Annotated in this window: 31 protein-coding genes; 28 read left to right on the top strand and 3 right to left on the bottom strand. The window is 38.9% G+C overall.

What is annotated here, in order from left to right:
* Positions 1-757: 757 nt before the first annotated feature.
* Entirely contained in the window at positions 758-1,195 is a 438-nt protein-coding gene (locus WKT13_RS09655; RefSeq protein WP_340323716.1) for a lytic transglycosylase domain-containing protein, read from the top strand.
* 1,188 nt (positions 1,196-2,383) lie between these two features.
* Here WKT13_RS09655 and WKT13_RS09650 read toward each other — a convergent pair.
* Positions 2,384-2,530 (bottom strand): hypothetical protein, encoded by a 147-nt coding sequence (locus WKT13_RS09650; RefSeq protein ID WP_340323715.1) that lies wholly within the window; start codon positions 2,528-2,530, stop codon positions 2,384-2,386.
* Positions 2,523-2,978: a hypothetical protein gene (locus WKT13_RS09645; protein ID WP_340323714.1), complete on the bottom strand. Its 456-nt coding sequence runs from the start codon at positions 2,976-2,978 to the stop codon at positions 2,523-2,525. The genes WKT13_RS09650 and WKT13_RS09645 overlap by 8 nt, the downstream gene beginning before the upstream one ends.
* Positions 2,979-3,300: 322 nt before the next feature.
* Here WKT13_RS09645 and WKT13_RS09640 point away from each other — a divergent pair, with 322 nt between their 5' ends.
* The 14 genes from WKT13_RS09640 to WKT13_RS09575 all read left to right on the top strand — a co-directional run bounded on the left by WKT13_RS09640 (position 3,301) and on the right by WKT13_RS09575 (position 15,884).
* Positions 3,301-3,864 carry a helix-turn-helix transcriptional regulator gene (locus WKT13_RS09640; RefSeq protein ID WP_340323713.1) on the top strand — a complete coding sequence of 188 codons (564 nt, stop codon included), beginning with the start codon at positions 3,301-3,303 and terminating at the stop codon, positions 3,862-3,864.
* 1 nt (position 3,865) lies between these two features.
* Complete coding sequence (locus WKT13_RS09635; protein WP_340323712.1) at positions 3,866-4,099, top strand: hypothetical protein; 234 nt, start codon at positions 3,866-3,868, stop codon at positions 4,097-4,099.
* Between the two features lie 189 nt (positions 4,100-4,288).
* Entirely contained in the window at positions 4,289-4,813 is a 525-nt protein-coding gene (locus WKT13_RS09630) for a hypothetical protein (RefSeq protein ID WP_298620919.1), read from the top strand.
* Between the two features lie 38 nt (positions 4,814-4,851).
* Positions 4,852-7,752: a hypothetical protein gene (locus tag WKT13_RS09625; RefSeq protein ID WP_340323711.1), complete on the top strand. Its 2,901-nt coding sequence runs from the start codon at positions 4,852-4,854 to the stop codon at positions 7,750-7,752.
* Between the two features lie 548 nt (positions 7,753-8,300).
* Entirely contained in the window at positions 8,301-8,852 is a 552-nt protein-coding gene (locus WKT13_RS09620) for a hypothetical protein (protein WP_298620924.1), read from the top strand.
* Positions 8,853-8,867: 15 nt separating this feature from the next.
* On the top strand, positions 8,868-9,272 hold the full coding sequence (locus WKT13_RS09615) for a hypothetical protein (protein ID WP_340323710.1): 405 nt from the start codon (positions 8,868-8,870) through the stop codon (positions 9,270-9,272).
* Between the two features lie 54 nt (positions 9,273-9,326).
* On the top strand, positions 9,327-10,433 hold the full coding sequence (locus WKT13_RS09610) for a Clp protease ClpP (RefSeq protein ID WP_340323709.1): 1,107 nt from the start codon (positions 9,327-9,329) through the stop codon (positions 10,431-10,433).
* 2 nt (positions 10,434-10,435) lie between these two features.
* Positions 10,436-11,425, top strand: coding sequence for a hypothetical protein (locus tag WKT13_RS09605; RefSeq protein WP_298620926.1), 990 nt, complete (start codon positions 10,436-10,438; stop codon positions 11,423-11,425).
* A 27-nt stretch (positions 11,426-11,452) separates the two neighbouring features.
* The gene (locus WKT13_RS09600) at positions 11,453-12,058 is read left to right on the top strand and encodes a hypothetical protein (RefSeq protein WP_298620928.1); all 606 of its coding nucleotides are present in this window, start codon (positions 11,453-11,455) and stop codon (positions 12,056-12,058) included.
* Between the two features lie 77 nt (positions 12,059-12,135).
* The gene (locus WKT13_RS09595) at positions 12,136-12,978 is read left to right on the top strand and encodes a hypothetical protein (protein WP_340323708.1); all 843 of its coding nucleotides are present in this window, start codon (positions 12,136-12,138) and stop codon (positions 12,976-12,978) included.
* On the top strand, positions 12,938-13,456 hold the full coding sequence (locus WKT13_RS09590; RefSeq protein WP_340323707.1) for a C4-dicarboxylate ABC transporter: 519 nt from the start codon (positions 12,938-12,940) through the stop codon (positions 13,454-13,456). The genes WKT13_RS09595 and WKT13_RS09590 overlap by 41 nt, the downstream gene beginning before the upstream one ends.
* Positions 13,419-13,700 (top strand): hypothetical protein, encoded by a 282-nt coding sequence (locus WKT13_RS09585; protein ID WP_298620934.1) that lies wholly within the window; start codon positions 13,419-13,421, stop codon positions 13,698-13,700. The genes WKT13_RS09590 and WKT13_RS09585 overlap by 38 nt, the downstream gene beginning before the upstream one ends.
* A gap of 2 nt (positions 13,701-13,702) precedes the next feature.
* Positions 13,703-14,305: a hypothetical protein gene (locus WKT13_RS09580; protein WP_298620936.1), complete on the top strand. Its 603-nt coding sequence runs from the start codon at positions 13,703-13,705 to the stop codon at positions 14,303-14,305.
* Entirely contained in the window at positions 14,274-15,884 is a 1,611-nt protein-coding gene (locus WKT13_RS09575; RefSeq protein ID WP_340323706.1) for a hypothetical protein, read from the top strand. Before WKT13_RS09580 ends, WKT13_RS09575 begins: the two co-directional genes overlap by 32 nt.
* An 88-nt stretch (positions 15,885-15,972) precedes the next feature.
* Here WKT13_RS09575 and WKT13_RS09570 read toward each other — a convergent pair whose 3' ends face one another.
* A complete protein-coding gene (locus WKT13_RS09570) occupies positions 15,973-16,266 on the bottom strand; it encodes a hypothetical protein (RefSeq protein WP_298620939.1) in 294 nt (97 codons plus the stop codon).
* A gap of 208 nt (positions 16,267-16,474) precedes the next feature.
* On the opposite strand from WKT13_RS09570, the gene WKT13_RS09565 reads away from it, so the two are divergent.
* The 13 genes from WKT13_RS09565 to WKT13_RS09505 all read left to right on the top strand — a co-directional run bounded on the left by WKT13_RS09565 (position 16,475) and on the right by WKT13_RS09505 (position 25,489).
* Complete coding sequence (locus tag WKT13_RS09565) at positions 16,475-16,714, top strand: hypothetical protein (RefSeq protein ID WP_298620940.1); 240 nt, start codon at positions 16,475-16,477, stop codon at positions 16,712-16,714.
* Positions 16,715-16,739: 25 nt separating this feature from the next.
* Positions 16,740-17,726, top strand: a complete 987-nt coding sequence (locus WKT13_RS09560) for an ArdC family protein (RefSeq protein WP_340323705.1) — start codon at positions 16,740-16,742, stop codon at positions 17,724-17,726.
* Positions 17,727-18,141: 415 nt separating this feature from the next.
* On the top strand, positions 18,142-18,462 hold the full coding sequence (locus tag WKT13_RS09555; protein ID WP_340323704.1) for a type II toxin-antitoxin system HicA family toxin: 321 nt from the start codon (positions 18,142-18,144) through the stop codon (positions 18,460-18,462).
* Positions 18,463-18,689: 227 nt separating this feature from the next.
* A complete protein-coding gene (locus WKT13_RS09550; RefSeq protein ID WP_298620945.1) occupies positions 18,690-19,097 on the top strand; it encodes a hypothetical protein in 408 nt (135 codons plus the stop codon).
* Positions 19,098-19,623: 526 nt separating this feature from the next.
* Positions 19,624-19,755: a hypothetical protein gene (locus tag WKT13_RS09545; protein WP_298620947.1), complete on the top strand. Its 132-nt coding sequence runs from the start codon at positions 19,624-19,626 to the stop codon at positions 19,753-19,755.
* Positions 19,756-19,816: 61 nt separating this feature from the next.
* Positions 19,817-20,062, top strand: coding sequence for a DUF5053 domain-containing protein (locus WKT13_RS09540; protein WP_298620949.1), 246 nt, complete (start codon positions 19,817-19,819; stop codon positions 20,060-20,062).
* 109 nt (positions 20,063-20,171) lie between these two features.
* Positions 20,172-20,618, top strand: coding sequence for a hypothetical protein (locus tag WKT13_RS09535; protein WP_298620950.1), 447 nt, complete (start codon positions 20,172-20,174; stop codon positions 20,616-20,618).
* Between the two features lie 469 nt (positions 20,619-21,087).
* Positions 21,088-22,110 (top strand): hypothetical protein, encoded by a 1,023-nt coding sequence (locus WKT13_RS09530; protein WP_340323703.1) that lies wholly within the window; start codon positions 21,088-21,090, stop codon positions 22,108-22,110.
* Between the two features lie 982 nt (positions 22,111-23,092).
* Positions 23,093-23,401 carry a Tat pathway signal protein gene (locus WKT13_RS09525; protein WP_340323702.1) on the top strand — a complete coding sequence of 103 codons (309 nt, stop codon included), beginning with the start codon at positions 23,093-23,095 and terminating at the stop codon, positions 23,399-23,401.
* On the top strand, positions 23,388-23,717 hold the full coding sequence (locus WKT13_RS09520; protein ID WP_340323701.1) for a hypothetical protein: 330 nt from the start codon (positions 23,388-23,390) through the stop codon (positions 23,715-23,717). The genes WKT13_RS09525 and WKT13_RS09520 overlap by 14 nt, the downstream gene beginning before the upstream one ends.
* Positions 23,704-23,907: a hypothetical protein gene (locus WKT13_RS09515; RefSeq protein WP_298620956.1), complete on the top strand. Its 204-nt coding sequence runs from the start codon at positions 23,704-23,706 to the stop codon at positions 23,905-23,907. Before WKT13_RS09520 ends, WKT13_RS09515 begins: the two co-directional genes overlap by 14 nt.
* 5 nt (positions 23,908-23,912) lie before the next feature.
* The gene (locus WKT13_RS09510; protein ID WP_340323700.1) at positions 23,913-24,218 is read left to right on the top strand and encodes a hypothetical protein; all 306 of its coding nucleotides are present in this window, start codon (positions 23,913-23,915) and stop codon (positions 24,216-24,218) included.
* Positions 24,219-24,442: 224 nt separating this feature from the next.
* Positions 24,443-25,489: a hypothetical protein gene (locus WKT13_RS09505; protein WP_298620960.1), complete on the top strand. Its 1,047-nt coding sequence runs from the start codon at positions 24,443-24,445 to the stop codon at positions 25,487-25,489.
* The last annotated feature ends 18 nt before the right edge of the window (positions 25,490-25,507 follow it).

Raw genomic sequence — 25,507 nt, 5'->3', positions numbered from 1 at the left:
TCCTCTTTTTTTGTTATATAATTTATTGTCGGTGCAGGAGGCAGCGGTCATTGTACAGTTCCGTGTACGGTCATTTACAGTTCCTTCCACCTGTTATAATAATATATATATGTGTTTATGTCTGCGGAATATTATGTATTATTTTGCTCATCTTTATTGTATGTAAGCCTGTTATATGTATTGATGATTAGTTTGTATATGCTGATATGCATACTTGGTTATGAGCAGTGATAAGATTTAGTCCGTCGAAATATATTTAAACGGGATATATAAGCAACGATCAGTACATGTATTTTCATAAAATGTAGTATTAAGTATGAGGCAATATTTCTTTAATATTTTATGTATCAATATGAGATGGTTGCTTTTCGAATTATTAAACCATTAAAAAATGTTCTAATTGTCTAATTTAGGATAATCCTTTTAGTGCGGGATATGTTACAGTTTGTATATATTGTTTAAGTGTATCTGAAGAAGATCTCTGAATGGGTATAGTTTATCTTATTTTAATTTAAGTATTTGATAATCAAGGTTATAAAAGTGTATTTATGTCTTAATTTTTTACAATAGCTTTGGCTGTCTACTATATTTTTTGTACCTTTGCAGGTGTAAAAAATAAGGAGTAAATATTTATATTCCAAATTAGGAATGTTTTATTTGCGAAATTAACGAGAGCATTGTGCTGTGTATTCGTATTGTCATGACAGCACTTCCGGATTCGATTTGTATTGTCCGATGCTCCAAAATTTATATTATAATGAGGAAAATAAAAAAGATTGTATTTATTGTTTTCTTTCTCTTGCTGCCTGTGGCAGTGTTTTCAAAGGATGACGAATCTGTTTCAGATTTTAATTGGGAGCCAGTGATGGAAGCAATAATTCAAGTTGAGAGTGGAGGTGATGCAAAGGCTGTCAGTGGTAGTTCTTGCGGTGCGATGCAGATAACTCCAATTCTTGTGAAGGAATGTAATTTGATATTGAAACGCAGGAAGAGCAAGAAGCGTTACACGTTGAAAGATCGTTTCAGCATAGCCAAATCAAAGGAAATGTTTCTGCTTATCCAATCGTATTTTAATCCTACAAATGACATTGAAAAGGCTATAAGATCGTGGAATGGAGGTATAAAATACAGCGTGAAGCGTACCCAGCGTTATTTTGAAAAAGTAATGAAGATTTTGCCTTCATATATGGGTTAAGTCACTATTAAGTTGAACATATCTGCACTGCCAGGAATAGAAATTCAGTGTAGAAACAATGGATAAGACGGACTGTTGCTTTTGTATATAGCAACAGTCCGATTTTTATTTTGTGGTTTGGTGATATTCAATTTTACGAATGTAATGTTGGTCGCGGGGATAGAATAAAAGCATAATTGCGTATTGCAATATAGTCTGTTTGATGCCATAAGACGGTGCTTTCCGTACTGTAAAAAGTTGTCTTTTCTGGTAATGAAAATACAATATGATGATTTATGGAAAAGAGAATAAAGTTTTAAAGGATATAATGGTATGTCAATATCTCTGTATTTCGACTTTCTTATTCCTATTTTGAGAAATTTTTTGAAAAAAGATTTTACTGACAAAATGAATAAATATTCGGAATATTGTGTATGAAAATAAAAGGGAACTATGTGAGAAAACGATATTGCGGAATATTGTTGCAGTATGTCATACTGCTCAGAAGAAAGTCGATGGGGATTGTTTTTTATTTATGAGGTACCGTATAGTGCCGGAACACTTACTGAAACACGTGATGATATAAACAGTAATGGTGCATTTTCTCAAGCAAGTTGCTAAAACCGATGAATCATGCATCAAAATATGGATCCATATATCCCGTGTTCTTTCTAACGCCTCATATCAGCACTTTTATAGAAAACTCAGATGGCGGATTCACGGATTTTCTTGACTTTTTTGACAAAATAAAATCGCAAAAGAGATGTGAGAAAATTTTTAAGATGGCGGTAAAAAGGCCAGTTCAGGCCGTATAGATTTTTATGTACCCTGCAGTGGAGTAAGGAATGGTGCAGCTGGTATTCTGATAAAGCCTGTTTCAGCATCTGTTTACGCCTTTTTCATGGTGCGATATAGTCTATTTTGGGCCATGAAATGGACAATATCACGTCATGAAATGGTGCTTTTTGTATGGTGGAAAAAATCTTCTTGAATGTAAGTTGCTGATGTTCAACTTTTTGAGTAAAGTTCTTATTTCTTGCGTATTTGCGTCTGAAGGAGTGTCTGTGCAATAAATACTTGCTAATTTTTTTTGTAGAACAGAAAACTCGGATGGAAAATCGGCTCATCCTATAAATTGTGGTGAAGAAATAAAAAAATTATCTTTTCATCATGAGTCTCTATATTTATAGGGTAGGCCGTCGTTATCTCTTATGGAACAACCATAGCCATGTAAAATAAAAAAAGCAGACATAAAAATGTCTGCTTTAATAGTTGCGGAGGCAGGATTTTTAATAATTCTTTTTCTTGGTTATTATCCGCAGTTTTATCTATATTAGTCATAGCATTCTCACTCATTGCTGTCCTGATTGTGTCCCAGTTTTTCTAACAACAGATTGACTTGATTAGCCAGTGTTTGATTTGATGTCTTAAGATCGTCTATCCGGCGGTCTTTTTCTTGATTTAACATTTTAAGGGCAGTGTTTTCTGCTTTCAGTGCAGTTATATCATTATGTATATGATGACTGTTGACAACATTATTATTCCCAACTATAGAGGGAATATCCGTATTGTTTTCAGAACCATCTCTTTTTCCAAAAAGAGAATCAATAGGTATGCATAAGATATTACATAGTCTAACCAATGTGGATGATCTTATATCTGGTTTTTCGCGAAGGTTTTTTATTATGTTGCGGTGAGTAGCCTCTCCATACATCAACTTAGATAATTGTCTCTCTGTCATACCAATTTTGTTCAGCACTTCGATAACTACATCGTAATTTGGTGTTTCTCTTTTGTACATCATATAATAAATGTTAAATACCAACCAAAGAAGGGAATAAAGCCCTTCAAAAGTTGGATAATGCGTTTTTTACTGCTAAATTTGCAACAAATTTAACTCTAAAACAATAAAAATACAAGCAATATATGGAAAATTTAAGGACAGTAACCCCTAGCGATTTTTATAATACGCTCTCAAAAAAAGACAAATCTAGATTTCTTGCGTACATGCACATTAAGTATGCACTTAAACCTGCTACACTTGTACGTAAGTTATCAAAAAAATCTAATGATACATTGACTGTTATTGAGGAATCAGTACTTAATGACGAAATACAAAAAGGATTATGGCGAAAATAGAATTTTACACAACTCCTGAAGGTATTGTATATTACAAATTGGATAGTGGTGAAGCCAGGCGATTGACACGTTTTTGCAGAGATATAATTGATTCCATGCTGTTAATCATTGAAAATAACTTCACCGCCGCATATTCTGAACTTCAGATATTGTATCCAAGTAAGAACAACTCAGAGGCATCTAAGTTGACGCAGCGTTATATGATGGTAGAGCGCTTTGTTCGATGTAATTTTGGTGAATATGATTTATTGACCAATGATTATGAGAATGGCATCTTACAATTTGAGATGGTGCATTGCCCACTAAGAGGTGGACATTGCCCTTATGAAAATAAGATATGTAATCCTGTAGGCAAGGATGTTAAATTGTCGAAGCTCGAACATGATGTCGCATCTTTATATGTTAATGGTATCACCTTTAAAGAGATTGCGAGTAGATTACAGAAAAAGCCAAATACGATAAAGACTGTGCTAAATCGAATGAAGAATAAAATGTGTCTTAAAAATAGTCGTGCGTTAATAAGGGATTTAAGGTTGAATAATATAATTTGATATGGCATATATTACTTCTGTGATAAAAAATTCATTAGTTATGGACCTAATGAATGGTCTTATGGACGAAGATAAGTATTATGAACTGAGAGTATCAAATAGCTTATTGAAGGGCAGGAAGGTTATATTACTTCGATGCGCTAGAGACGATGTTGATTATTTTGTCAATGTGTTGGATTTTATAAAAAATGATGGTATTAATTATCTTGTATACAGAGGATTCCAACCTCACTAGCAATTATGAACATATCAATATATTGGAAGACAAGAAACCCGGTAATAATTGATGCTATCCGCAAAGATTTAAATATTACTGTTGGTATGACAGTTAACGGCGAAAACGTAATCGACGTTACTGAAGACAATAAGTCTATACTTAAGTATTACGAACAACTTAACTACATTCAATTAAGGAGAAAATAATATGGATTCTCATGATATCAATTTAATAAATGGTGGACACATTATAATTGAAAGCTTTGATAACAAAGCAAATTATCCGTTCCGTAAAGAAGCGCTTATGCACGTCGAGGCTAACATAGATAAAAAAACTACTGTTATTTTGGAGAGAAGCGAGATGATAGAATTATTGTCTCTACTCCAAGAAAGTTTAATGCATTATCCAAGATATAGATTTACAGCAACGATGTTTGAAAACGCAATCAACGCTCTTAAAGCAACGAATAAAGTTGCTCCCGATTTTCGGATGCTTCGATATAAAAATAATATGGCGCTCGCATATAGTGAAATAGAAGAATTGGGATTTTTATTTGTTGCAAATTCAGATAATTATGCTTCCGCATTTTCTTTTGACGGAGATTTACGCATCTGCGATGAATATACTAATGAGCCTGATTTCGAATTCTGCGAGATTCGAGGGTTTAAGTTGGAACAACGCCCTGAATATTGCATAACTTACATTGGGACTTCTCTGTATTTTGGAAAGTAAAACATCCAATTTACTTTAGCAAGACAAAACAAAAGACTATGATCAAGGCAGAAGCAATTTTTCAAAAAACAAATGGAGGTCTGGATATTATCCTTGACCTCTTTCCTCAGGCAAAAGTTGCCCTTGAGGGAAAAAAACATTTCGCAATCCGAAACGAGAGAACACCTTCTGCGTCACTTCGTGAGTATAACTCACAGACATATGGCAAAATTTGGCAGGTAACAGACTTCGGCGGCGATGGACGAGGTGAAAATGCAATATCGTTATGGATGCGTGAAAAAGGCTATGACCGGTCGAGATACAATGAGGCCCTCTTGCAGATAGCTGCCAAGTATGGCGTATCTGATGAAATAAACCGTCAGATAAACAAACCGGATATCAGACAGCGTGATGCACGAGTAGATGAGCCTGATGGAAGCCGGTCATTCGAACTTAATGAAAGTTTTTCCCCGGAAGAATTATGTGTCCTTGGGCCTAAAGTGACACAAGATACGGTTGAAGCATTACATTGGCATTCTGTCAAGTGGATTACTAATGTAAAAAATAGAGTAACGACAGTTAAGTATTCCAATGAGCATTATCCAATTTTTATACGAGAATGTATAATTAAGCCGGCATACGGCGACAATTCTGAAGAAAAATTCTATAAGGTCTATGAGCCTCTCAATTATGACAAGGGCTTTCGGTTTTCATACACACCGGCCGGCAAAAAGCCTAGATACTATATTAATGGATTGTATGAATTGCAGGAGGCATACAGACTGATGAATGACAAGGAAGAGAAAGAATGGTATAAGTTACATGATGACGATAAGCCATATAAGGTGAAGAAATTAGATTATGCTTTTATATGTTCCGGGGAACGTGATGCACTGTGTTGCCGCTCGATGGGCTTCCACCCACTATGGTTTAACAGTGAGACATACCAGCTTTCTGTAGAGGAGTACAAGGAAATTATGAAGTATGTCGACGTTCTCTATAACATTCCAGATATAGACGACACAGGACGCCGCAAAGGCAAAGAGCTTGCTCTGAAGTTTATCGACATACATACAATATGGTTGCCTGCTTGGTTGGCCACATTCCGAGATAACCGCGGACGTCATCGCAAGGATTTGCGAGACTGGATGGAAATTCGTACACAAAAAAAGGATTTTCGTGACATGATGCGCTTGGCAATGCCAGCAAAGTTCTGGATCAGCTATCAAAATAAAGACGGGCGATGGAAGCATGAGATAGACACTGCATGCCTTTTCAATTTTTTAAACCTTAATGGATTTTATGCGCTACATGATGACAATTCATCTGTAACGCAATATATTCGTGTTGACGGCAATATCGTTAAAAGGACGACGGTAAAAGACATCAAAGAGTTTGTTCGCGAATGGGTAGTTGACAGGTTTGAGGAGCGCGACATACTCAACCTGGTGCTCAATACACCTAAGCTGACAAACGCAGCGCTTGAGAGTCTGAAGGAAGTTTCTATTGATTTTACATCATATACCAATAGGTCTCAGCTTTTCTTTTTCCCAAACAAGACGGTGGAGGTTTGCAAAACATATGAAGGCGGCGAATCTCTGAAAGAATATGAACCGGGGAGCGATGATTTGCATAATTATGTGTGGGAGGATAACGTCATTCCACATAATTTCAAGAGGATACCTGATGCTTTTACAATAAAAAAGATGCAGGATGAGAATGGCAAACAGTACTTTGATATTGAGATAAACCATGTAAAAAGTCACTTTTTCGGATATCTTATAAACACCTCAAGATTGTATTGGCGCAAGGAATTAGAGACTAATTTTGAAAATCGTGATGCGGCTGCTGAATATCATGCGGTGCATAAGTTTGACATCGTTGGACAAGGGCTGACCGCTGATGAAATTGCCGAACAAAAACAGAATCTTATTAATAAGATATTTACCTTTGGATATATGCTCCACCATTACAAGTCGCCTTCTCGCGCATGGGCGCCGATGGCAATGGACAACAAGATAGGAGAGGACAATGAGTGTAACGGGCGAAGTGGTAAATCGTTCTTTTTCAAAGTACTCTCTTATATGCAAAAGACGGTCAAGCTATCCGGACGCAATCCTCGGCTAATGGATAACCCGCATGTTTTTGACCAGGTTAATCAACACACCCAGATGTTGCTGCTCGACGATTGTGACCGCTATCTTAACACTGGTCTGTTTTACGACAATATTACATCGGATATGACTGTCAATCCGAAAAATAATCAGTCGTTTACTATACCATTCGAGAGTAGTCCTAAGATAGCATTTACAACGAATTATGTCCCTTCCGATTTTGACCCATCGTCAGAAGCCCGTCTCTTATACATGGTGTTTTCGGATTACTACCATCAGCGGACCGAAGATAACGACTATCTCGAGACACGCTCTATACGGGATGATTTCGGCAAGGATCTTTACGGAAAAGACTATACCGAAGACGAATGGTTGGCTGACATTAACTTTTGGATGCAGTGTTGCAGTTTTTATTTGCAATTAATCGACGAGCCAATAAAACTCCTTCCGCCGATGGAAAACATTATCCGGCGCAAATTCAAGGCGGATATGGGTACAAACTTCGAGGATTGGGCAAACGGATATTTCTCGCGAGAGTCTGGTAATCTTGATACATTCCTACAACGTGACCAAGTGCTTGAGGATTATATGTCTTTTGCCAAGACAAATAAGATAACAATGCAGTCCTTCAGCCGTAAGTTATCATCTTTTGTCAAGTTATGCCCATGGATAGATGAACTTAATCCGGAGGAGTTTAAAAACTCTTCCGGGCGAATACAAAAGAGCGTCGTCGTGGGAGGACATACTAAGACAAAGGATATGATCTATCTAAGGTCTCACCCACATATAGTTGACACAACTGAAGGATCGCTGGCGTTTGATTGTGATGATGACACACCATTTTGATCATAGATATATGTTTTGTTTTTATTTAATTAATAAGGGAAGGGAGTTGCTCGTGAGAGTAACTCCCTTTTTACGCAAATTATCAGTTCTTTTCTTTTGTTAACAATCACCTTGCACCTCAGCCCCTTTTACCCCTTTCTTTTTTCTTATAAATTTTTGTGATTTTGTAATAGAGTATTTGAAAAAGAGAAAAACATTAATAGATAAAGGGCATTTGAGAGTTTTTCTTCCATCACAAACTTTATCACAAAGTTATCACAAATTTTATTTTTTTGTGATAAACATTTCCGGGATATCTGGCCATCACAAAAATAATCTATCAAAAAAAAATGTGATATATGTATTGTGATAATCTTAATATATTGATACACAGAGTTATTTATCTCATTTTTTGCAAAATTGCAATATCACAAACTTTTATTGCAAATTCATATCACACCATCATAATTGTATTATTAAACCAAAATTAGGAGGAAATTATTTCCTTCTTTTGTTGGAGATTTCTGAATTTGTGTTAATTTTGGAGTCAAAAATCACTATTTAATATTATGGACAAATTTTTAGTTTATGTTAAAGTCAAACCTTTTATCCGTGAGTGGCTTTCTTTTCATTTCGGTGACCCGGTTGTGTTCCCTTCACATAGTGCGGAGAATGCTACCATACGAAGATTTTTGACCACACGTCCTGCTGACAAACTCCCTCAGGCTCAGGCTGACGATGAAATCGCAATCTGCATACCTGACAGTAAACAGAAGCCTGTTGTTACATACAACTATTTAGGCAAATATGCTAAGTCTGCGCTGGTGGAATGTATAGAAGATACATTTAAGTTACAGATGTGGAAAGATCTTAATGATCTGCACGACTGCGGATGTTCAGTACTCAAGGCTATACAGGCATGGTGTGAGAACAATGGTATATCTATTGATTACGACTATACAATTAAGATGCGCTATCAGCGCATGAGAAATTCTTACCTAAAGAAAGGTATTGACCTGAGAAATAAAAAAAGAAATAATGATGATTTTTTGAAATATTCTTACGGACAATCACCTTCTTTTTGTTCGCGCGCGTGCGATACGACTCCAACCGAATATTAACGTAATCTAACTGGCATGAACGTAACTAAATTAGTTAGCAGCATCGAATATGCATACGCAACAGATGTCTCTGTTATAAGAGTCTCTCCGACGAAAGTCAAAGTATCGGAACATACTAATTGGACCAAAATCTGTACTAAGCCTTTTCCGAATCTTATTATTTCTGATAAAATGGAGGCTAAAAACAAATTGTGGACTGCAGAACTTGATTTTTTTACAAATCAGTCTTTACCGACACATCGCCGGTTGGTATGGAAAATTGGATTTAGCAACGGACAGTTTATGCTTCTCGGAGATGGACAGAGACCATATCCCATACAACAGTTCACTGATAAGGCACCGGAAAATCCTACAGATAACCAGCTATTGGAAGTAAAAGTAACTTATTCAACGCCAAGAATCATACCGTGTATTATATGATTCCGTATTTTTTCAATGATGCAGCCATTACTAATTTTGGAAAAAATTAATACAATGGAATACCAACTTGTAATATCTGGCACTATTGGTTCTTGGTGGGGCTCTTGCTCTGCAGATTATGTCCGTTATGTACTCAATCAGAACAAGGATAAGGATGTACATGTCGGATTCTGTTCTCTAGGCGGTTATGTTAAGGATGGATTGGAGATGAACCAGGCTTTCAAGGACCACGGCAAGGTGCATGCACACGCCTTCGGAATGAATGCGTCAATCTCAACAATCGCAATGCTCGGATGTAAGACTATAGATATAGTCAAGGGCTCATTCTTTCTCATTCACAATGTGTCTGTCTGGATTGACAAGTATGAACAGGCGAATAAAGAGGCTATCGACGATATGATTTCCAATCTCAAGATACAGCGCGACAGCCTTAAGACATTTGATGAAGTACTTGCATCAATGTATGCGGATAAGACAGGCAAGACAATTGATGAGTGCCTCGCGCAGATGAAAAAGGGCAACTGGCTGACTGCACAGCAGGCTGTTGACTTTGGGCTTGTTGATACCATTCGCGAAGATGACGATGCTGAGAAGGCTGCCAATGAATTTAATAATAATTTTATAAACTCATATTCTCACTCTAATTACAAGGATGCAGGTATACCGCCGTTACCATCTTCTATTTCTGATGTTCATCGCCAGGATATAGTTGATGGCAACGGTAATCCAACTCAGAGTTTTTTGCAAAAGACCTGGCAAGGACTCCAGAACCTGATCCATAACAACCAGGCGCAAAAAACTCTTAAACATACAATGGACAAGATCTTTACGAAAATTCAGAATCTCTTGAATGTCCAGACGTTGACAACGGATGACAAAGGTAATGTTGTCCTGACCACAGAACAGGCGGAGACCGTTGAAAACGCTCTCAAAGATCATGCCGACAAAATCTCTGACTATGAAGGCAAGATTAAGGACAAAAACAAGGAACTAAACGAGTTGAAGAACAAGGTTCAGCAACTCGAAAATGACGTGAAAGAGAAAGATGAGAAAATCAAGACTCTTGAAGATAGTGATGGTGACATCACGGATGATAAATCAAAGATAGAGGAAAAAAACTTCTCGTCTAAGGATCTGTTTGATTTAGTTAGCAACATCTGATTATGGCAAAAGTAGGAAATATTACATTCACGCCTGATGAATTGTCAAAGACATTCCAGACGTATCGCAAGGAACTCATCGTAATGCCAATGCTGGCTATGAATGAGGCTCTCCAACACATGAGTGTCCGCACCGGTATAAGATACCGTGAAACAGTTACGGAGATGTCCGGTAAATTCGAGCTCGGCAATTATAAGAAAGATAAAAAAGGTACCGGAAACGTCAGCTTTGACGGACGTGTCCTTGAAACTTTCTTTGGAAATTGCATCGAGCCGATTGATCCTAATGCGATTTATCAATCTATATGGGGCTCAAATATCACAAAGGGTGAAGGACTTAAAAATGTTCCGATTGTTCTGCAGATATGCGCGTACATAATGAAGCAGCTCGGTGAGCATCTCTTTATGTCGATGTTTACGGCTAAGCATGATGCATCGGACTTTACATCGACAGAAAAGTTCTTCAACGGCTTCTGTACGATCATCGACAATGATATCGCCGGTACTAATGATGTAAGCAAGGCTCTCATCTCAACAGATCTCGGAAATCTCTCACAGTCATCTGATAGTATCTCTGCAGAAAATGCCGAAGATATCATCAAAGACTTTTACTGGAGCCGAGATGTTAAGTTGCGTCGCCAGAAACTGAAACTATTCATGAGTGACATGGCTTACCATTATTACACTGAGGCTTATCAGCTTAACCATGGCTCGCTCCCGTACAACACCAACTATGACAAGCGCACTCTCGAAGGCGCATCGAATGTTGAGTTTGTTCCTTTGGCTAATGTTCCGGATGATTTTCTCCTGCTTACGCCGAAGTCGAACATTCTTGCTCTTTTCAACCAAAAGACATCAGATGAGACCTATATCGTGGAGAAATCTCTTGATAATCACTACGATGTTGATTTCATCGCAAACATGTTCTTCGGAACTCAGTTCGAGTCGGTATCTAAAGAAATATTCTCAGTTTGGAAAAAATCGGAAATGTAATATTGTCAAATTTTTAAATAAAATGATATGAGTACATGCGAAGATCAGGTTTCATTATATAGTGACGTGCAGTTCTGCCAGGGCAAAAAGTCTTTGCCCGGCATCCGTAACCATGTGTATGGTTGCTCTAAGAGAGATATTGTCAAGTGGCCTAAGATTGACAGATCCCAAAAAGCATCTTTGGCCGAAGTCCCTGTGTACGAAGGTGACTTCGAACTTGCGGCTGATAAGAAGTGGCATAAGCTGGATCTTATACCGAATCAGGGACAGCTGCAAGTTGAATCACAAGGCACTTATGGCAGTAAGACATTCAAGGTGACAGGCACATTCAATCTGCCTGGAACAGAAGAGGATGCAACAGGATATATATCCGAAGCTAACAACGATGAGATGGTTTATCTCGTACCGCAACGAAACGGTAAATACAGAGTAGTTGGTTCTGAGGCATTCACACCTGAGCTTACTCTCTCTCAAGACACAGGACAGGCTGCCACAGATACAAATCAGACGACCATTTCAGCAGAGGCGACAGATGAATATCCGGCACCGTTCTACACAGGAAAGATTGAAACCGAAAACGGCGATATCAGTGGTGCTGACGGCTCAATTATTGAAGCTGGCGGTGGTGTGTAGTAATTAGTTATTAACAGCGTTGTTTGACTTTATAAGGGCATAGCACTATAGTGCCTGCCCTTTTTTAAATAAATAATATGATAGATGATGTATTCACAAAAAAAATTGTAGGATGGCTTGAAATTGAGAACCCTACAATTGACCAGCTAAAGGATGGTGCCATGATGATGCTCAAGTTGAATCGCAACCAAACCTTATATAACACAATTATGCGACGTCCTGAAAAGTACGTCGAGAAAATTCGTTATGAACTCAGAAAACGGTTACCGATGCGACTTGACCATATGACACGTACCGATGTTGCGAATCTTGAAAAGGAGATAATGCCACCAATCGAGGAGGAGATGGGCAAATCGGATGATAAGCCTGCCGAAGATGAGCAGAAGAATGATGACCAGGACGATAAGGCCGTCGCGGCTGGTCGCCGCGCGGACCATGACTCTTTGCCTGAGGATATACGGACTTTGTGGGATTCCAACGTTGAGCGTTGGAAAAAAATAAAGGAGCTGTATAATACTTGCAAGAGTCTTGACAAACCTTGCGACAGATATGAGTATCTCAAGATACTGAAGGATGAGTGGTACACTTACAAAAAAAATTATGAGGTATACGACACATATAAGCTTGATGACAATGCAGCACTCAAGTCTGACAGTGTCCAGACCGAGATTAGCTTTAAGGACATAACCAATGCCAGGGCGTACATCTCAAAGAATATCGACAAGTTGGAAACGCTATCTAAGCCGGAGAATGCTGAGAAGTATCATGCTCTTTTTGTCAAAATACGTGAACGTGTGGATGTAATCCTTAAAGCCGGTGAGGAATTTTCGCAGGAAATGCAGGAGAAATTGTCTAAGATATATGATGATCTGAGTTTCAATGAGGAAAATATCAACGATACTAAAGCCGCTGAAAGTTAATTCTGACAAGTGTCAGACTTTTCTTGGTACAGGACTTCATACATTGGGGCTGTTAGGATGGATTCTCGACCAGACCGGACGTGCTGACGTTTATGTCAGCACGTTTTCCACCTCTGACGCCTTTCTTTCCGGATTTTTCCGGATGAAAAATAAAAAACTTATTAATCACTCTGTACTGGTTGCCGACCTCAAGGCTGCACGCAAGACAATCAAATTGAACAAGCTGATGCAGAACTGTTTTGATAATGTCTATCTCGCAATGAATCACTCAAAGATCGTGCTGGTGCAAAATGATAAGTGGACGGTAAGTGTCATCAGCTCGCAGAACCAGACTTACGGTGATAGGGCAGAGTGCACAATGATAACGACAGACCAGGATGTTTTTCTTTCATTATATGAAGGCCTGAGTGAGATGGTGAATAATAAATCTATACAGGTTAATGGATTATTCAATAGAGTTACTGGAGAAGATACGTGATTGCGGCCAGCAGATGCTGACTCCTAAGGAGACAGCTTTTTATCTCGAGCTTGATGAAGATATATTATCCGATGATATTAATACCTCCGGAACTATTGTCCGAAGATATTACCTCAAAGGGGTGATGAATACCGTATATTCTATGCGACAGAGCCTGTTCGACACTGCTAATGCCGGTTCTCCCTATGCACTGTCGCAATGCAAGGATTTAATCCTTAAGGCAGCTACAGAATCAAATTTATAATTATGAGCCTACCTATTGACATTGACCAATACAGTAAGTATATCACGCTCACCGATGATGAACTCAAAGAACTTCGAGTTAACCCAAACATCTTTGAGCGCATCCATCGTCTTCGGGGTCTGTATGCCTATTGGCTGCAGTTCCCGGGAAAATTTGAGAATGAGATACTTACTTATGACATAAATATGTTCAGGGTGGGGAAGTCACAGGCGTATGACGACATACGCCTTGTGCAGTTGTTGCTCGGCAACATTCAGGCTGCTAATAAGGAGTTTATGCGTTGGAAAATCAACAGGGACCTCGAAGAGGATCTGAAGGCAGCACGTCGGGCCCAGGATTATCGCTCGGTCGCAGCTATCGAAAAAGCCAGAATTCTGAATAACCGTACTGATAAGAATGATGAAGTGGAGCTTGAGTTCGATAAGATTGTACCTCAGATTTTCGAGCCGACTGATGATCCGACGGTTATTGGTATCGAAAGAATACCTAAACTCCGTGAACGAATAAAGTTGCTCACGAAGAAATATTCGAACAACATTGATGTTAACTACATAGACTATGAGGAGGTAAAGGATGAAAGAGACAATGAAGCAGTACTTCAATGATGCACAGCTCTACCTTCTGTCTATCATGCCGCGCGACCTCGTTGCTGTCTGCGGACGTGGTTTCGGCAAAGGTGCCGTCCAAGCTGTCCGTGCACTTACCTGTTTCCAAGGTATGCCGGGCTCGATGGGTGGTTTTGTCGCCCCGTCGGTCAAACGATGTCTGACAAACATCCTTCCTTCCATGCTCATACATCTTGAGCGTTGGGGCTATAAACGCGACCTCCATTATGTTGTTGGGAAAAGACCATGGAAAGCACTCAAGTGGAAGAATCCTATTTTTACGCCGGCAAACTGGGAAAACACAATTTCATTTTATAACGGCTCGGTAATCAACATAATTAGTCAGGATCGTAAAGGCACGAGCAACTCAATGTCACTTGACTACATCATAATTGACGAAGCCAAGTTTATCGATTATGAGCAGCTCAAGGACGAGACGTTCCAGGCTAACCGAGGCAATCAGATGTACTTCGGAAATTTCTACATGCACCACGGCTTGACCATAACGTCTGATATGCCGGTCACAAAAAAAGGCAGTTGGTTTCTCTCTTACAAGGATCAGATGGACAAAGATCTTGTCCAAGCGATCGAAGGTGTTGTCTATGATATATGGAGACTGCGCCAGAAATTGCTGAAGTATCCGGAAAAGGCAGCCTCCATATCCGAGCGCATTGCTGCGATGACCTCGCAACTGAATTTCTTGAGGTCCAAATGCCTGCTCTATAAGGAGTATTCGTCTATTGAGAACCTTGCTATATTGACAGAGGATTTTATCAGGCGTGCTAAACGCGATCTGCCACCGCTCACTTTCGCCACATCTATCATGTGCAAACGTATCGGTATAGCATCGGATGGTTTTTACGGTGGACTGCGCGAAGACGTTAACTATTACACAGCACCTAATGAGTCTATCTTATATCTTGCCAATCTCGGTAAAGTAACAGAGGATTGCAGGCTCGACAGTGATTGCGACCCAAATCTACCGTTGTGCATAGCTTTCGACGCTAATGCCAATATCAACTGGGCGGTCGTTGGGCAAGTGGACAGGACATGGAAGCTCCGTGTTCTCAAGTCCTTCTTCGTCAAGTACGAGCGTAAGCTCCCGGAACTGATGGATGATGTTCTTAGGTACTACAGCTATCATAAACGTAAGCAGGTGGTATTCTATTTCGATGCCACATTCGTAGGCAACAACTATGCTCTGCACAACGACGATTTTCATAAGTATATCGAGAAGCGATTCCGACGTGCTCAGTGGAGCGTGCGAGCTGTATATATTGGCAAGCCGATGAATCACATAGACAAGAACCTATTGATAAACCGTATGCTGCGAGGTCGTGCTCGACATATGGTGCTCATAAACAGGGATAACAATCCGGACCTAATAATCTCAATCGAATCGGCAGGCGTATATAATGGCCTGAAAGACAAGCGTGGAGAAAAATTAGCAGAGACAGAAGAAGATAAGCTCGAAGGACGTACCGACGGATCAGACGCTTTCGATACTCTCTGCATCGGTGTGGAGAAGTTCCCGGTATATCAGTTCCATTCAGTCACTGTCAACACTTATTCGCAATAAAACCTCTGTAACCGACTCCTTCCAGACGGGCGGTTGTCATAACAGCTGCCTCCTTTTCCCATACTCATCACTCCCATACGCTTAATCATCATGTGCGACCGCATATGATGTTCTTATGCTGTGACAGTCTCATAGTCTTACTTTTGGGTATTAACCCTTTGCCATTACACTTATGTGGCTGATACATTCTACACGGATGCTTTCTGCTCATGCTGTTGATTCTGCTCACGATACAGTCATTATCGGCTAAGGTATAATCATCTTCGTTAACCTCCACCTGATAGATGTTCTTCTCTGTTAATGGTATATTCTTGTACTTCAGTTCTGCTCTTGATGCCGACGTGACCGTCCTGTTGTTGTCGTAATTTTCTTCGTGCCACACTTATTTTTACTTAGCAAAGGTACGGCAAGCGGCATGCTGCAAGGGCTCGCTCTGCTTGCCTTCGAGATTTTTTTAAAATTATGGGAAAGGCTTTTCTAATCCATATTTTTTAAAAAATCTCTTGTCTTCCCTTGCATACACATGCCTTCCTCTTGCCGTTGTCTTGTGCACGTAAAAATTAAATGTTTCACAAAAAAAATATACAACTATGACAACTACAGTACAACATCACATCGCAACATCAAACAACGAGCAGAAGTGTAGAACAAGAAGAAGTTATCTGTTTTCACAGAACATCTACCAGGTGGAGGTAAACGGAGAAGAAGGCGAATGTCTTACTTACGAGATAATGGCTGACTCATGTGCAGAAGCCACTGCTACCGCAGAAAGTCTCGCATCCGACTCGATGGTTAATATCAGCTACATAAGTGTAATGCCAATGGATTAATGTCTAACTTTTAAATTATACGACTATGAAAGTATCACAGCACACAGAACAGGTTATTAATAAATTTGCGGAAATGATGATTAAGCGCATGGAAGAGATGAAAAATAATAAATGGGAAAAAGGATGGATCGGCAGCAATTACGGCGCCGGTCCGGTCAATTTGGAAGGAGTCGGTTACAGAGGTGTTAATGCCTTCATGCTTACATGGGGCTGCATGGAACAGAATTATGAGTATCCTATCTTCTGCACGCTGAAGCAGGCGAATAAACTTGGCGCCCGTATCCTCAAGGGAGCACAATCTCTGCCTATCATCTTCTGGGATTTCTGTTATTTTCTCCACGGTAAGAAACTCTCTTCTGACCAGTTCAGAAAACTGCCTGTTGAGCAACAGTCCGAATGTACTCGTTATCCCTTCTTGAAGTGTTACACTGTTTTTAATATCGAGCAGACCAACCTCGCAGAGAAGCATCCGGATAAATTGGCTAAGTTGTATTCTCTGTTCGCCAGTACAGCCAGCTCTGATGATTCCGGTATGTACGTCAACGCCGCACTCGATAAGATGTTGCAAGAGCAGACATGGTTGTGTCCTATACATTATAAGAGGGCATCGAATGGTGCATACTACAGCCCGTCCAAGGATGTAGTTGTGGTACCTAAGAAGTCTCAGTTCCGCACTGGAGCTAACGCCGATGAAGTATATAAGGACGGTCAAGAATACTACGCTACACTCATACATGAGCTTATCCACTCTACTGCACCCAAAGACCGACTCAATCGTAAGACTGGCAAGAAGTTCGGCGACGAAGGCTATGCAACAGAAGAACTGGTCGCAGAGTTGGGAGCTGCACGTTGTGGTCAGATTCTTGGCTTCGATAAAAGAATACTCGATAATAACGCTGCATATCTTGATGCATGGATCAGCTCACTTCGTAAAGATCCGATGTACATTATGACTATAATGTCGGATGTGGAGAAGGCGAGCAGGATGATACTACAGCATCTCGCTGCATAAATCCTCTGTCTGCAACCAAGGCAATTGCCATGGTTGCTTTTTTTTTGCATTTTGATAAGCCACACACATCCATAATGTTTATGAATGAGTATGGCTTATTGGTTTGCATGCTTGAGTAGGCTCGCTCGACCGCGGATGCGGTGGGGCTTTATCACATTAATCGCAATGGCTCTACATATTCCGCTATTTTATAAAATGGCAATTGCGCCTTTTCCGTAGGGCGGTGGGGGCTGCTTTCGCAGAATTTTTCGGCTTTCGCCGGCCGCAAAAGTCTAACTTTCTGGGCGTCAGACTTTTGCGGATTTTGATAGTGGAAAATATGTAATAAAACAGCTGTTTATGAGGTATCTTATTACATATTTATTGTTATATATATTTATATTTTCTATGATTTGCAAATCAATTATTTATACTGATGCACAATATTACAGACATGCAGATGTTGATTTTTTTAACATCAGTAGAAAAAAAGTTATTATTTCTTTTGCAGATAATAGTAATTTTACTATCTTTGCACCATGAAAATTATATTTGTTTTATGAAAATAATTAAAATTCGTAAAATCCTACGGGATTTAAAAAAAGATGGCTGGGTTATGGTCCGACAACGAGGAAGCCACAGACAGTTCCACCACCCGACAAAGAAAGGAACAACAACTGTCAACGGTGACGAAAATGCTGATGTTTGGGGCGACCTCTTGAAAAGTATTGAAGACCAGTCGGGGTTGGTGTTTTAACACCAACCCACCAACCAACTTTTAACGACTTTATATATATATATAATTATAAAATATACATTTTATTAAATATTTATTTTAAAAAAACTACAATTAGAACGCAGGATTAAAAAACGAAATTTATCAAAAGAAAACAACATTTTAAAAATTAATTAGCAAATAGATAATTATCTCTGTTTTTAATTTTATATCATTTTATCTACACATACAACATAATTTACACTCATATGGCAACAATTATCGTAAACACAGCTAAAACGGAAAAAGGTTATAGTTGCAATTGTAATCTTTTACCAGGCTGGATCGTAGCTTATACTGGAGATTTTGAGGATTTTCGTAATTATGTAAAAGAAAGTATTGATTTCTATCTAGAATGTGCGAAAGCAGATGGAACTTCTTATCCTAAAATATTAGATGAAGATTATGAAATAGTATATAAATTTGATGTACAATCACTTCTTGAATATTATCGAGGAATTTTTTCATTTTCAGCTTTACAAACTATTACTGGAATCAATCAAAAACAACTTTCGCATTATGCTACAGGCATTTCAAAACCACGTCCTGCGCAGGCTGAAAAAATTGCAAAGGGTTTGAGAAAATTGGCTCATGAATTACAAGTGGTGACTGTTTGAATTTAGATATTTGAAAATATAACACAATAAAGTCCGCAACGAAGTTTGCGGACTTTATTGTGTTTATATTAATAGAAATTCATAGATCCACTTTATATAAAACTTCCAGAGGCTCTATAAAAGAGCAGTGATAGAACTCAGAACGATAATAGAGTTGCTAAGCTGGAAGATAATAGAAAGGTATAAGAATAAGTGCTATAATCAGTCCAGATAATAAGCCGATTTTTTCCATCTTGTCGTTTACGCATCCTTTATTAAAGGCACAAGCGACAATTTGGAAAATAATTGCACTTATAGAAGTGATCGCTACAAAAGTGCTTGAAAACGCTAATATGTTTCTAATTAATTCGTACATTTATATTTTTATTGTTGCAAAGATAATAGCTTTTAGTACTTTTTATATCATTACAATAAGAAATGATTAATTTGAAAAAAAAATACGCAAAAGATGATTTTTTAACGCTGAAAATTTGCATAATACGCAAAAGATGATTATCTTTGCATTGTCAAAATAAAAATAAGTAATATGAATTTAACAGACAAAGAAGAAGAGCTTATCCAAGCCATAAGAAATTACAGGAGAGCTTATCCGAACGGCGAGAAAAACTTGGAAATCTACATTATGGACTTGGTTTATGAGCTTATGGAAAATGAATGAACAATCACCCTCCCCGAAAGGGGAGGGCTATTGAAAATATAACAGAATAAACTAAAAAAATATGGAATCACGTGTTGTTGTATCTAACGGTAGTGTTAGACAGGTGTTAGCAGACATTTATGAGGATATTAACTGGGCATATTTGGCCAAAAACTATTTCGGCAAATCACGTAGTTGGCTTTATCATAAGTTCAGTGGTATGAATAACGGAAAACCTGATGATTTCAGTGACGTGGATCGTGAGAAGTTGAAAGGTGCACTTTGTGATATTGCAGATCGTTTAAGACGTACTGCAGAAACACTTTAATATATAATTTTTATTTTGACAATATAGTGAGGGCATGTCTAAATCATGCCCTTTTTTATTTCTCATATTATTTGTTTACTTTTGCAGTGAGAATTATAATATTGAGTTTATGAAAAAACTTTTATTCATTTTTTTATTGGCTGTATTAAGCCTTAAAGCCGGTGCCCAGGCTTTGATTACTGATGCCGATGGGCGCTATCCGGTTTATTGCACTATTGTATGTTCTAATTTCTGGGGATTTGGAAAAGTAGATGCTACCATAGACTTTGGAGGTGGCAAGACATGGAGTGCCAGCTCTTCCACGTTGCTCGGTGATGACGGCAAAAAACTCAAGTTCACATCTACAATGGGTGCTGTCAACTATATGGCTAAGCGAGGATGGAAACTAGATAAGACTATTTTTCTTACAAAGGGAACTAGTAATGTGCTCCATTACATTATGATAAAGTATGTAAAGAGCGACGAAGAGATCACAGAGGGCATTAATATCAAAGTAAAAGAATCAACAAGGAAGAAAACCGGTGATGATATGTTTGATGCCGGCATAGAAGAATGATGGTTCCGGCGTTGTGATATAGTCTTTCTTGACAGTCAATACAGGCTATTTCGACTGCTGATATGTACTGTTTTGCATGACAATATGGTGCTTCTTGCATATTGATATTGCCCATCTTGTTTTACGTTTGTCAGTTCACCGTCATATACACTTCGGAAATAACAGTCTGAAACAGATTTATGATTGTTTTGATAAAATATATTCAGGATTGATGGTGGATATTTTAATGATTTTTTGGGGGAGATGTTCCTCACGGTGCATCTCCCATGTTTTATATAAATTCTTTATTCTTAATTTCTTTGTAATTATTTCCTTATGTTTGTTTTTTTTCTTACATTTGCATATATCTTTTGATTATTTTAAATCCTTACGGATGGCGCATAATCTGTTAAGGGTAAAAATAAAAATATACAGCTGTTAGAGTTCACATTGAAAGGATGCGCCCTGGATGTGTGAACTCAATTTTTATATGATAGATAACATTGATGCTTTAAACGATTATGTACATATTGTAAATAATCAATCAAAATACTGGATGGTGAGGGCAATGGGCGGTGAATATTATCATGATTTTATTGATGATAAATTCATAGCAATTGGATATAATGAAATTTTATTGAACACAATAAGACAACTGGACGAAGATAGTAACATTGCCAGAAGACAGCTTCGTGAAATTGTTAATAACGTTTATCATGATCGCGAATATAGCCGACCAGGACAAATTGTCTCTCAACTTCTTAGATTCTGTAGGGAAATACAAAATGGCGACATTATTATTATACCTAATAGCAATCAAGAAATAAGTATCTGTCGCGTTATAAGTGAAGCCTATGAAGACGCCAATGCCGAAAGAGGTGATAATAATTGCACCTTTATGAAGCGAATAAGAATCAATGTACTAAAGCGGACAAGAAGATATATGTTGCCACCCAAGGCCCAATTGATGTTTAATTCCAGACATCCTATTTCTGATATCTCACATTACGCGATGTATATTGACGATTCTGTATGTGATTTTTATAATAAGAATGAAGAAACTCACTTGTCTTTAGACATTAATACAGAAAATGAAGTTTCTGCGAACGTCTTTTATAATCTTCAGAAGCTTTTCAAAATTACAGAAGATTTCTGTGCGAAAAATGGAATTGAAGGAACAGCTGATGATGTTGTGATGAAAGTCCAAATGGAGTCTAAGGGTAAGCTGCATTTTATTTCATCAAAAAAATCCTATCTGGCTATATTAGCTCTTGGTATTTTATTTATAAATGGCGGTGGGTTAAAAATAGACTGGGGAGGTTTTCATCTGGATTTGTCTACTGATGGCTTATTCAAAAAATTTGATGAACACATGGACAGAGAGGTTGACCGTGAACTCCGCATGTCAATAAAAAATTCATTAGATTCGCTTGAGATAAAGACACCGGAGGACTATAAAAAAGCAGTGATAGAACTTTATAGAACTCAGAACGAAAATAGGGTTGCTTATTAAGCAGGAAGATAATAGAAAGGAATAAGGATAAGTGCGATAATTATTCCACATATTAAGCCGTTTTTTTCCATCTTGTCGTTTACGCATCCTTTATTAAAGGCACAAGCGACAATTTGGAAAATAAATGCACTTATAAAAGTGATTACTACAAAAGTGCTTGAAAATGCTAATATGTTTCTGATTAATTCGACCATCTATACTTTTACAGTTACAAAGATAATAGCTTTTAGATTTTTTTTGCCGTTTTTTTATAATAATTAAATTATTATTTTAAATAATTCAGTTTAAAAACTTGTAATTACTCATACATTTCCTTTGCCGATTACAAGATAATTCCTATCTTTGCCATCGGTTACAAGTCATGATTTATCATGCCGCATAGAGCATCGGTTATTGCTCAACTTTTAAAAACAAAGGAAGGATCTATAGGGTCCTCACTATATCGTATTGGCGGTTGCCATTCCGTAAATCAATATTGCTCCGTGCGGAGAAGTCGTGATTTGTAACCAGCGGGATGTGCAGCCGCTTTTCTGTATCTCTGCGCCACGCAGTTCGTGGTATGGTTACAAATTACGCAATATGCAGACAAATGCAATCCGGCGCACGAGCCAGCGCGCAACCACAGTCAGAGACCGGATGGTTGAAAAGGCTAATTATCTTAATACCTGGTATAACGAAAAGAGTGATTTCTATTCTGTGCAAGGAAATTTTTCATGTAATGATTTGCTGGCTCAAGAAAAATTCCTATCTTTGCCATCGCTAACAAATCATGATTTATCATGCCGCATAGAGCATCGGTTATTGCTCAGCATAAATCGCAGGGCTTTTTTTATGCCCTCACTATATCGTATTGGCGGTTGCCATTCCGTAAATCAATATTGCTCCGTGCGGAGAAGTCGTGATTTGTTAGCAGCGGGATGTGCAGCCGCTTTTCTGTATCTCTGCGCCACGCAGTTCGTGGTATGCTAACAAATTACGCAATATGCAGACAAATGCAATTCAGCGCAGTGCGCAGCGCCCTGTCGACATCAAGGCATGGTTGACAGGAAAGGCACAATCATTATCTAACTGGTATAACGGTCGTAGCGAATTCTATTCTAAACTTTGCGGCTTCGAGGTGACACGCAAGCTCGCAACACGGATTAATCTCTTGGCGGTCTTTGTCATGATCGCTGTTGTTGTCGCTTTTCAGCAGCCTGTTGTTACATTGACCGCAGCCGCCTGTTCGGCTTGGATAGTATATCGGATTAACGCTGACGACAGGAAAGGAGGCACACATGAGCAGGCGTAAGTATTTCCTCCAGGTGAGCTGTTTCAACAATACTACTAAGTTGGGCCATCTCCTTAATAAGAAAGTATATGCGAAATATAACCACACGCTCGTAACCGAGGGTGAGGAAGTGCAGAAAATAGTACAATACATCAGGGACGAGATGAAGGATGAACTTATGAAGAACAGGAGACTTAAAGAGATGCTCGTTACGGTTAACACTTACGATAAAAACTATCTCTATATCCTCTTGCATCCTCGTAAGAGTGTGGACTATGCCTTCAATATCAGAGGAATCTTAATAAAAAATGAATTCGTAGAAGATGAAAACGATTGACACAGCCAAGGCGGAGCACGAGCTGCTTGAGCCGTCATACATTGATACAAATATAGATCTGCTCACAGACACAATAGACTATGTCATCGAGCATTCGATTGACGATCCTGACGAACGGGCAAAGGACAACATGGAGTTAATCTATTGTTTGAGAGAGCTGAGAGAAAATTTTAAACGCATAAAAAAATAAAACACATGAACAACATATATAACGAATGGCTGAACAGCCTTACAGATGATGAGCGCGACCAGATAGTGATTGTCGAAGCATACTTCGCGACGCGCTCGCCGTTGCCCGGAAAATCGGCGGCAGGTAACGAATATGTTGCAGAGCACAAATCAACTCAAGACATCTCCGACGATCTGTCCTCGATGATGCCGGTATCTTGTAGAATAATATCTAAGTATCTTATACTCAAAGGCTATACGCCGATGACAGATACAGACGGAACACTGAAATGGGGCATCTGGCGTGATATGCAGATGTCCGGACTATTATGAATTTTTCTTAGAACATTTTTTTACATTTTTTTCTGTCATGGCGGAGTCGTTGTGAAACGGCTTCGCATTTCTGTATTTTTAGCCAGCGAATGTAGTATCTATCTTTGTTCTCATAAAATCACTAATTTTCTTTTTCATTATGCGTGTGGAGCCGTTGTGAAACGGCTTCGCTTTTTGTATTTTTAGTCGGAGAATGTAGTATCTATCTTTGTCGAAAAAAGAATATGATAGTAATCACTACAGGGCTTTCCGGAACATATCTCTCGGCGACGATACCAGATCTCACATTTACCATTGATGGATATCGTGCTTTGGTCGAGATAAAATCCGACGGTGATATCCTTTTTTCAGACTATCTTTTCCCCTTCAACGACGAGATTACGTTCGCCGAGCTCTCCGAACTTGTGCAGCCATACGTCCATAGGCGGCTCATGGCTGAGCTGACCGTCAACATTACAGAGGAATTTGAAGATAATGAACAAAAAAACACCTCTACACTTACGGCGACGGTGGTATATTGTTCAGCTGATTTTTGCATTTCCAACGCAGAAAGCTTTCTTGCAGAACACTTCCTGACGTTACTCGACGGCGAGAAAGTTACTGCCTTGGGAAGACTCGAGTTTCTGCACTACATAGGAGATGATGATGCATCCGCAACAGCAGAATATAGCGATGGCAGTACTTCCGATTTTACCATTGAGACTTTGACGGGTACCTCAGACTTCAAGACCATCGACGCATCGCCGGATCATTTCGTGACCGAAGGCAAGGAACTTTATGCCTATACCGTCAAGGCAGGCCTGCGATCGCAGCGGTTTGTCATCGACTTCGAACAACCGGATTGTGCGCCAATACTTATGTTCGAAAACTCTTTCGGTTGTGACGAACTCGTTTATTGTACCGGAACACACACGGTTTCGCCGGAATATACACGTAGCACAACGTACATTAACAAGATGAAGCGCAACTATCTCATTGAGGAGAACCGCGAGTTTAAGGCTGACACAGGTGTGCTGACCTTTACCATGGCAAACTGGCTCGATGAACTGTTCCGCTCACAAACGGTCAAGCTCGTAAACTTTTTTGACGGCGAAGCAACCGTCGGCAAGGATATTGTCATCACCGAATCGAAGTCAGAATACACCAACGACGATGACGAATTGCCACGGTTCACCTTTACGTATACCTATTCACAGAAGAATCACAATGTAATGGACCTCAGGCGTGGTGGCAGGATTTTCGACAACACGTTTGACCATACTTTTAACTGAATTTATGGACGAGAAGAA

This window comes from Prevotella sp. HCN-7019 (assembly GCF_037890215.1).
Taxonomy (GTDB): domain Bacteria; phylum Bacteroidota; class Bacteroidia; order Bacteroidales; family Bacteroidaceae; genus Prevotella.
Note: the sequence above shows the minus strand (reverse complement) of the source record. Positions and strands in the feature narration are given on the sequence as shown.

Bases quoted from the DNA above. Each gene is read 5' to 3' on its own strand.
- WKT13_RS09600 (WP_298620928.1), top strand. From the start codon at position 11,453: ATGAGTACATGCGAAGATCAGGTTTCATTATATAGTGACGTGCAGTTC.
- WKT13_RS09540 (WP_298620949.1), top strand. From the start codon at position 19,817: ATGGAATCACGTGTTGTTGTATCTAACGGTAGTGTTAGACAGGTGTTA.
- WKT13_RS09645 (WP_340323714.1), bottom strand. From the start codon at position 2,978: ATGATGTACAAAAGAGAAACACCAAATTACGATGTAGTTATCGAAGTG.
- WKT13_RS09545 (WP_298620947.1), top strand. From the start codon at position 19,624: ATGAATTTAACAGACAAAGAAGAAGAGCTTATCCAAGCCATAAGAAAT.
- WKT13_RS09525 (WP_340323702.1), top strand. From the start codon at position 23,093: ATGCAGACAAATGCAATTCAGCGCAGTGCGCAGCGCCCTGTCGACATC.
- WKT13_RS09510 (WP_340323700.1), top strand. From the start codon at position 23,913: ATGAACAACATATATAACGAATGGCTGAACAGCCTTACAGATGATGAG.
- WKT13_RS09530 (WP_340323703.1), top strand. From the start codon at position 21,088: ATGATAGATAACATTGATGCTTTAAACGATTATGTACATATTGTAAAT.
- WKT13_RS09565 (WP_298620940.1), top strand. From the start codon at position 16,475: ATGACAACTACAGTACAACATCACATCGCAACATCAAACAACGAGCAG.
- WKT13_RS09620 (WP_298620924.1), top strand. From the start codon at position 8,301: ATGGACAAATTTTTAGTTTATGTTAAAGTCAAACCTTTTATCCGTGAG.
- WKT13_RS09550 (WP_298620945.1), top strand. From the start codon at position 18,690: ATGGCAACAATTATCGTAAACACAGCTAAAACGGAAAAAGGTTATAGT.
- WKT13_RS09555 (WP_340323704.1), top strand. From the start codon at position 18,142: ATGCACAATATTACAGACATGCAGATGTTGATTTTTTTAACATCAGTA.
- WKT13_RS09610 (WP_340323709.1), top strand. From the start codon at position 9,327: ATGGAATACCAACTTGTAATATCTGGCACTATTGGTTCTTGGTGGGGC.
- WKT13_RS09585 (WP_298620934.1), top strand. From the start codon at position 13,419: ATGGATTATTCAATAGAGTTACTGGAGAAGATACGTGATTGCGGCCAG.
- WKT13_RS09655 (WP_340323716.1), top strand. From the start codon at position 758: ATGAGGAAAATAAAAAAGATTGTATTTATTGTTTTCTTTCTCTTGCTG.
- WKT13_RS09515 (WP_298620956.1), top strand. From the start codon at position 23,704: ATGAAAACGATTGACACAGCCAAGGCGGAGCACGAGCTGCTTGAGCCG.
- WKT13_RS09580 (WP_298620936.1), top strand. From the start codon at position 13,703: ATGAGCCTACCTATTGACATTGACCAATACAGTAAGTATATCACGCTC.
- WKT13_RS09575 (WP_340323706.1), top strand. From the start codon at position 14,274: ATGAAAGAGACAATGAAGCAGTACTTCAATGATGCACAGCTCTACCTT.
- WKT13_RS09635 (WP_340323712.1), top strand. From the start codon at position 3,866: ATGGCATATATTACTTCTGTGATAAAAAATTCATTAGTTATGGACCTA.
- WKT13_RS09605 (WP_298620926.1), top strand. From the start codon at position 10,436: ATGGCAAAAGTAGGAAATATTACATTCACGCCTGATGAATTGTCAAAG.
- WKT13_RS09590 (WP_340323707.1), top strand. From the start codon at position 12,938: ATGAGGAAAATATCAACGATACTAAAGCCGCTGAAAGTTAATTCTGAC.
- WKT13_RS09505 (WP_298620960.1), top strand. From the start codon at position 24,443: ATGATAGTAATCACTACAGGGCTTTCCGGAACATATCTCTCGGCGACG.
- WKT13_RS09595 (WP_340323708.1), top strand. From the start codon at position 12,136: ATGATAGATGATGTATTCACAAAAAAAATTGTAGGATGGCTTGAAATT.
- WKT13_RS09630 (WP_298620919.1), top strand. From the start codon at position 4,289: ATGGATTCTCATGATATCAATTTAATAAATGGTGGACACATTATAATT.
- WKT13_RS09615 (WP_340323710.1), top strand. From the start codon at position 8,868: ATGAACGTAACTAAATTAGTTAGCAGCATCGAATATGCATACGCAACA.
- WKT13_RS09625 (WP_340323711.1), top strand. From the start codon at position 4,852: ATGATCAAGGCAGAAGCAATTTTTCAAAAAACAAATGGAGGTCTGGAT.
- WKT13_RS09520 (WP_340323701.1), top strand. From the start codon at position 23,388: ATGAGCAGGCGTAAGTATTTCCTCCAGGTGAGCTGTTTCAACAATACT.
- WKT13_RS09650 (WP_340323715.1), bottom strand. From the start codon at position 2,530: ATGAGTGAGAATGCTATGACTAATATAGATAAAACTGCGGATAATAAC.
- WKT13_RS09640 (WP_340323713.1), top strand. From the start codon at position 3,301: ATGGCGAAAATAGAATTTTACACAACTCCTGAAGGTATTGTATATTAC.
- WKT13_RS09535 (WP_298620950.1), top strand. From the start codon at position 20,172: ATGAAAAAACTTTTATTCATTTTTTTATTGGCTGTATTAAGCCTTAAA.
- WKT13_RS09560 (WP_340323705.1), top strand. From the start codon at position 16,740: ATGAAAGTATCACAGCACACAGAACAGGTTATTAATAAATTTGCGGAA.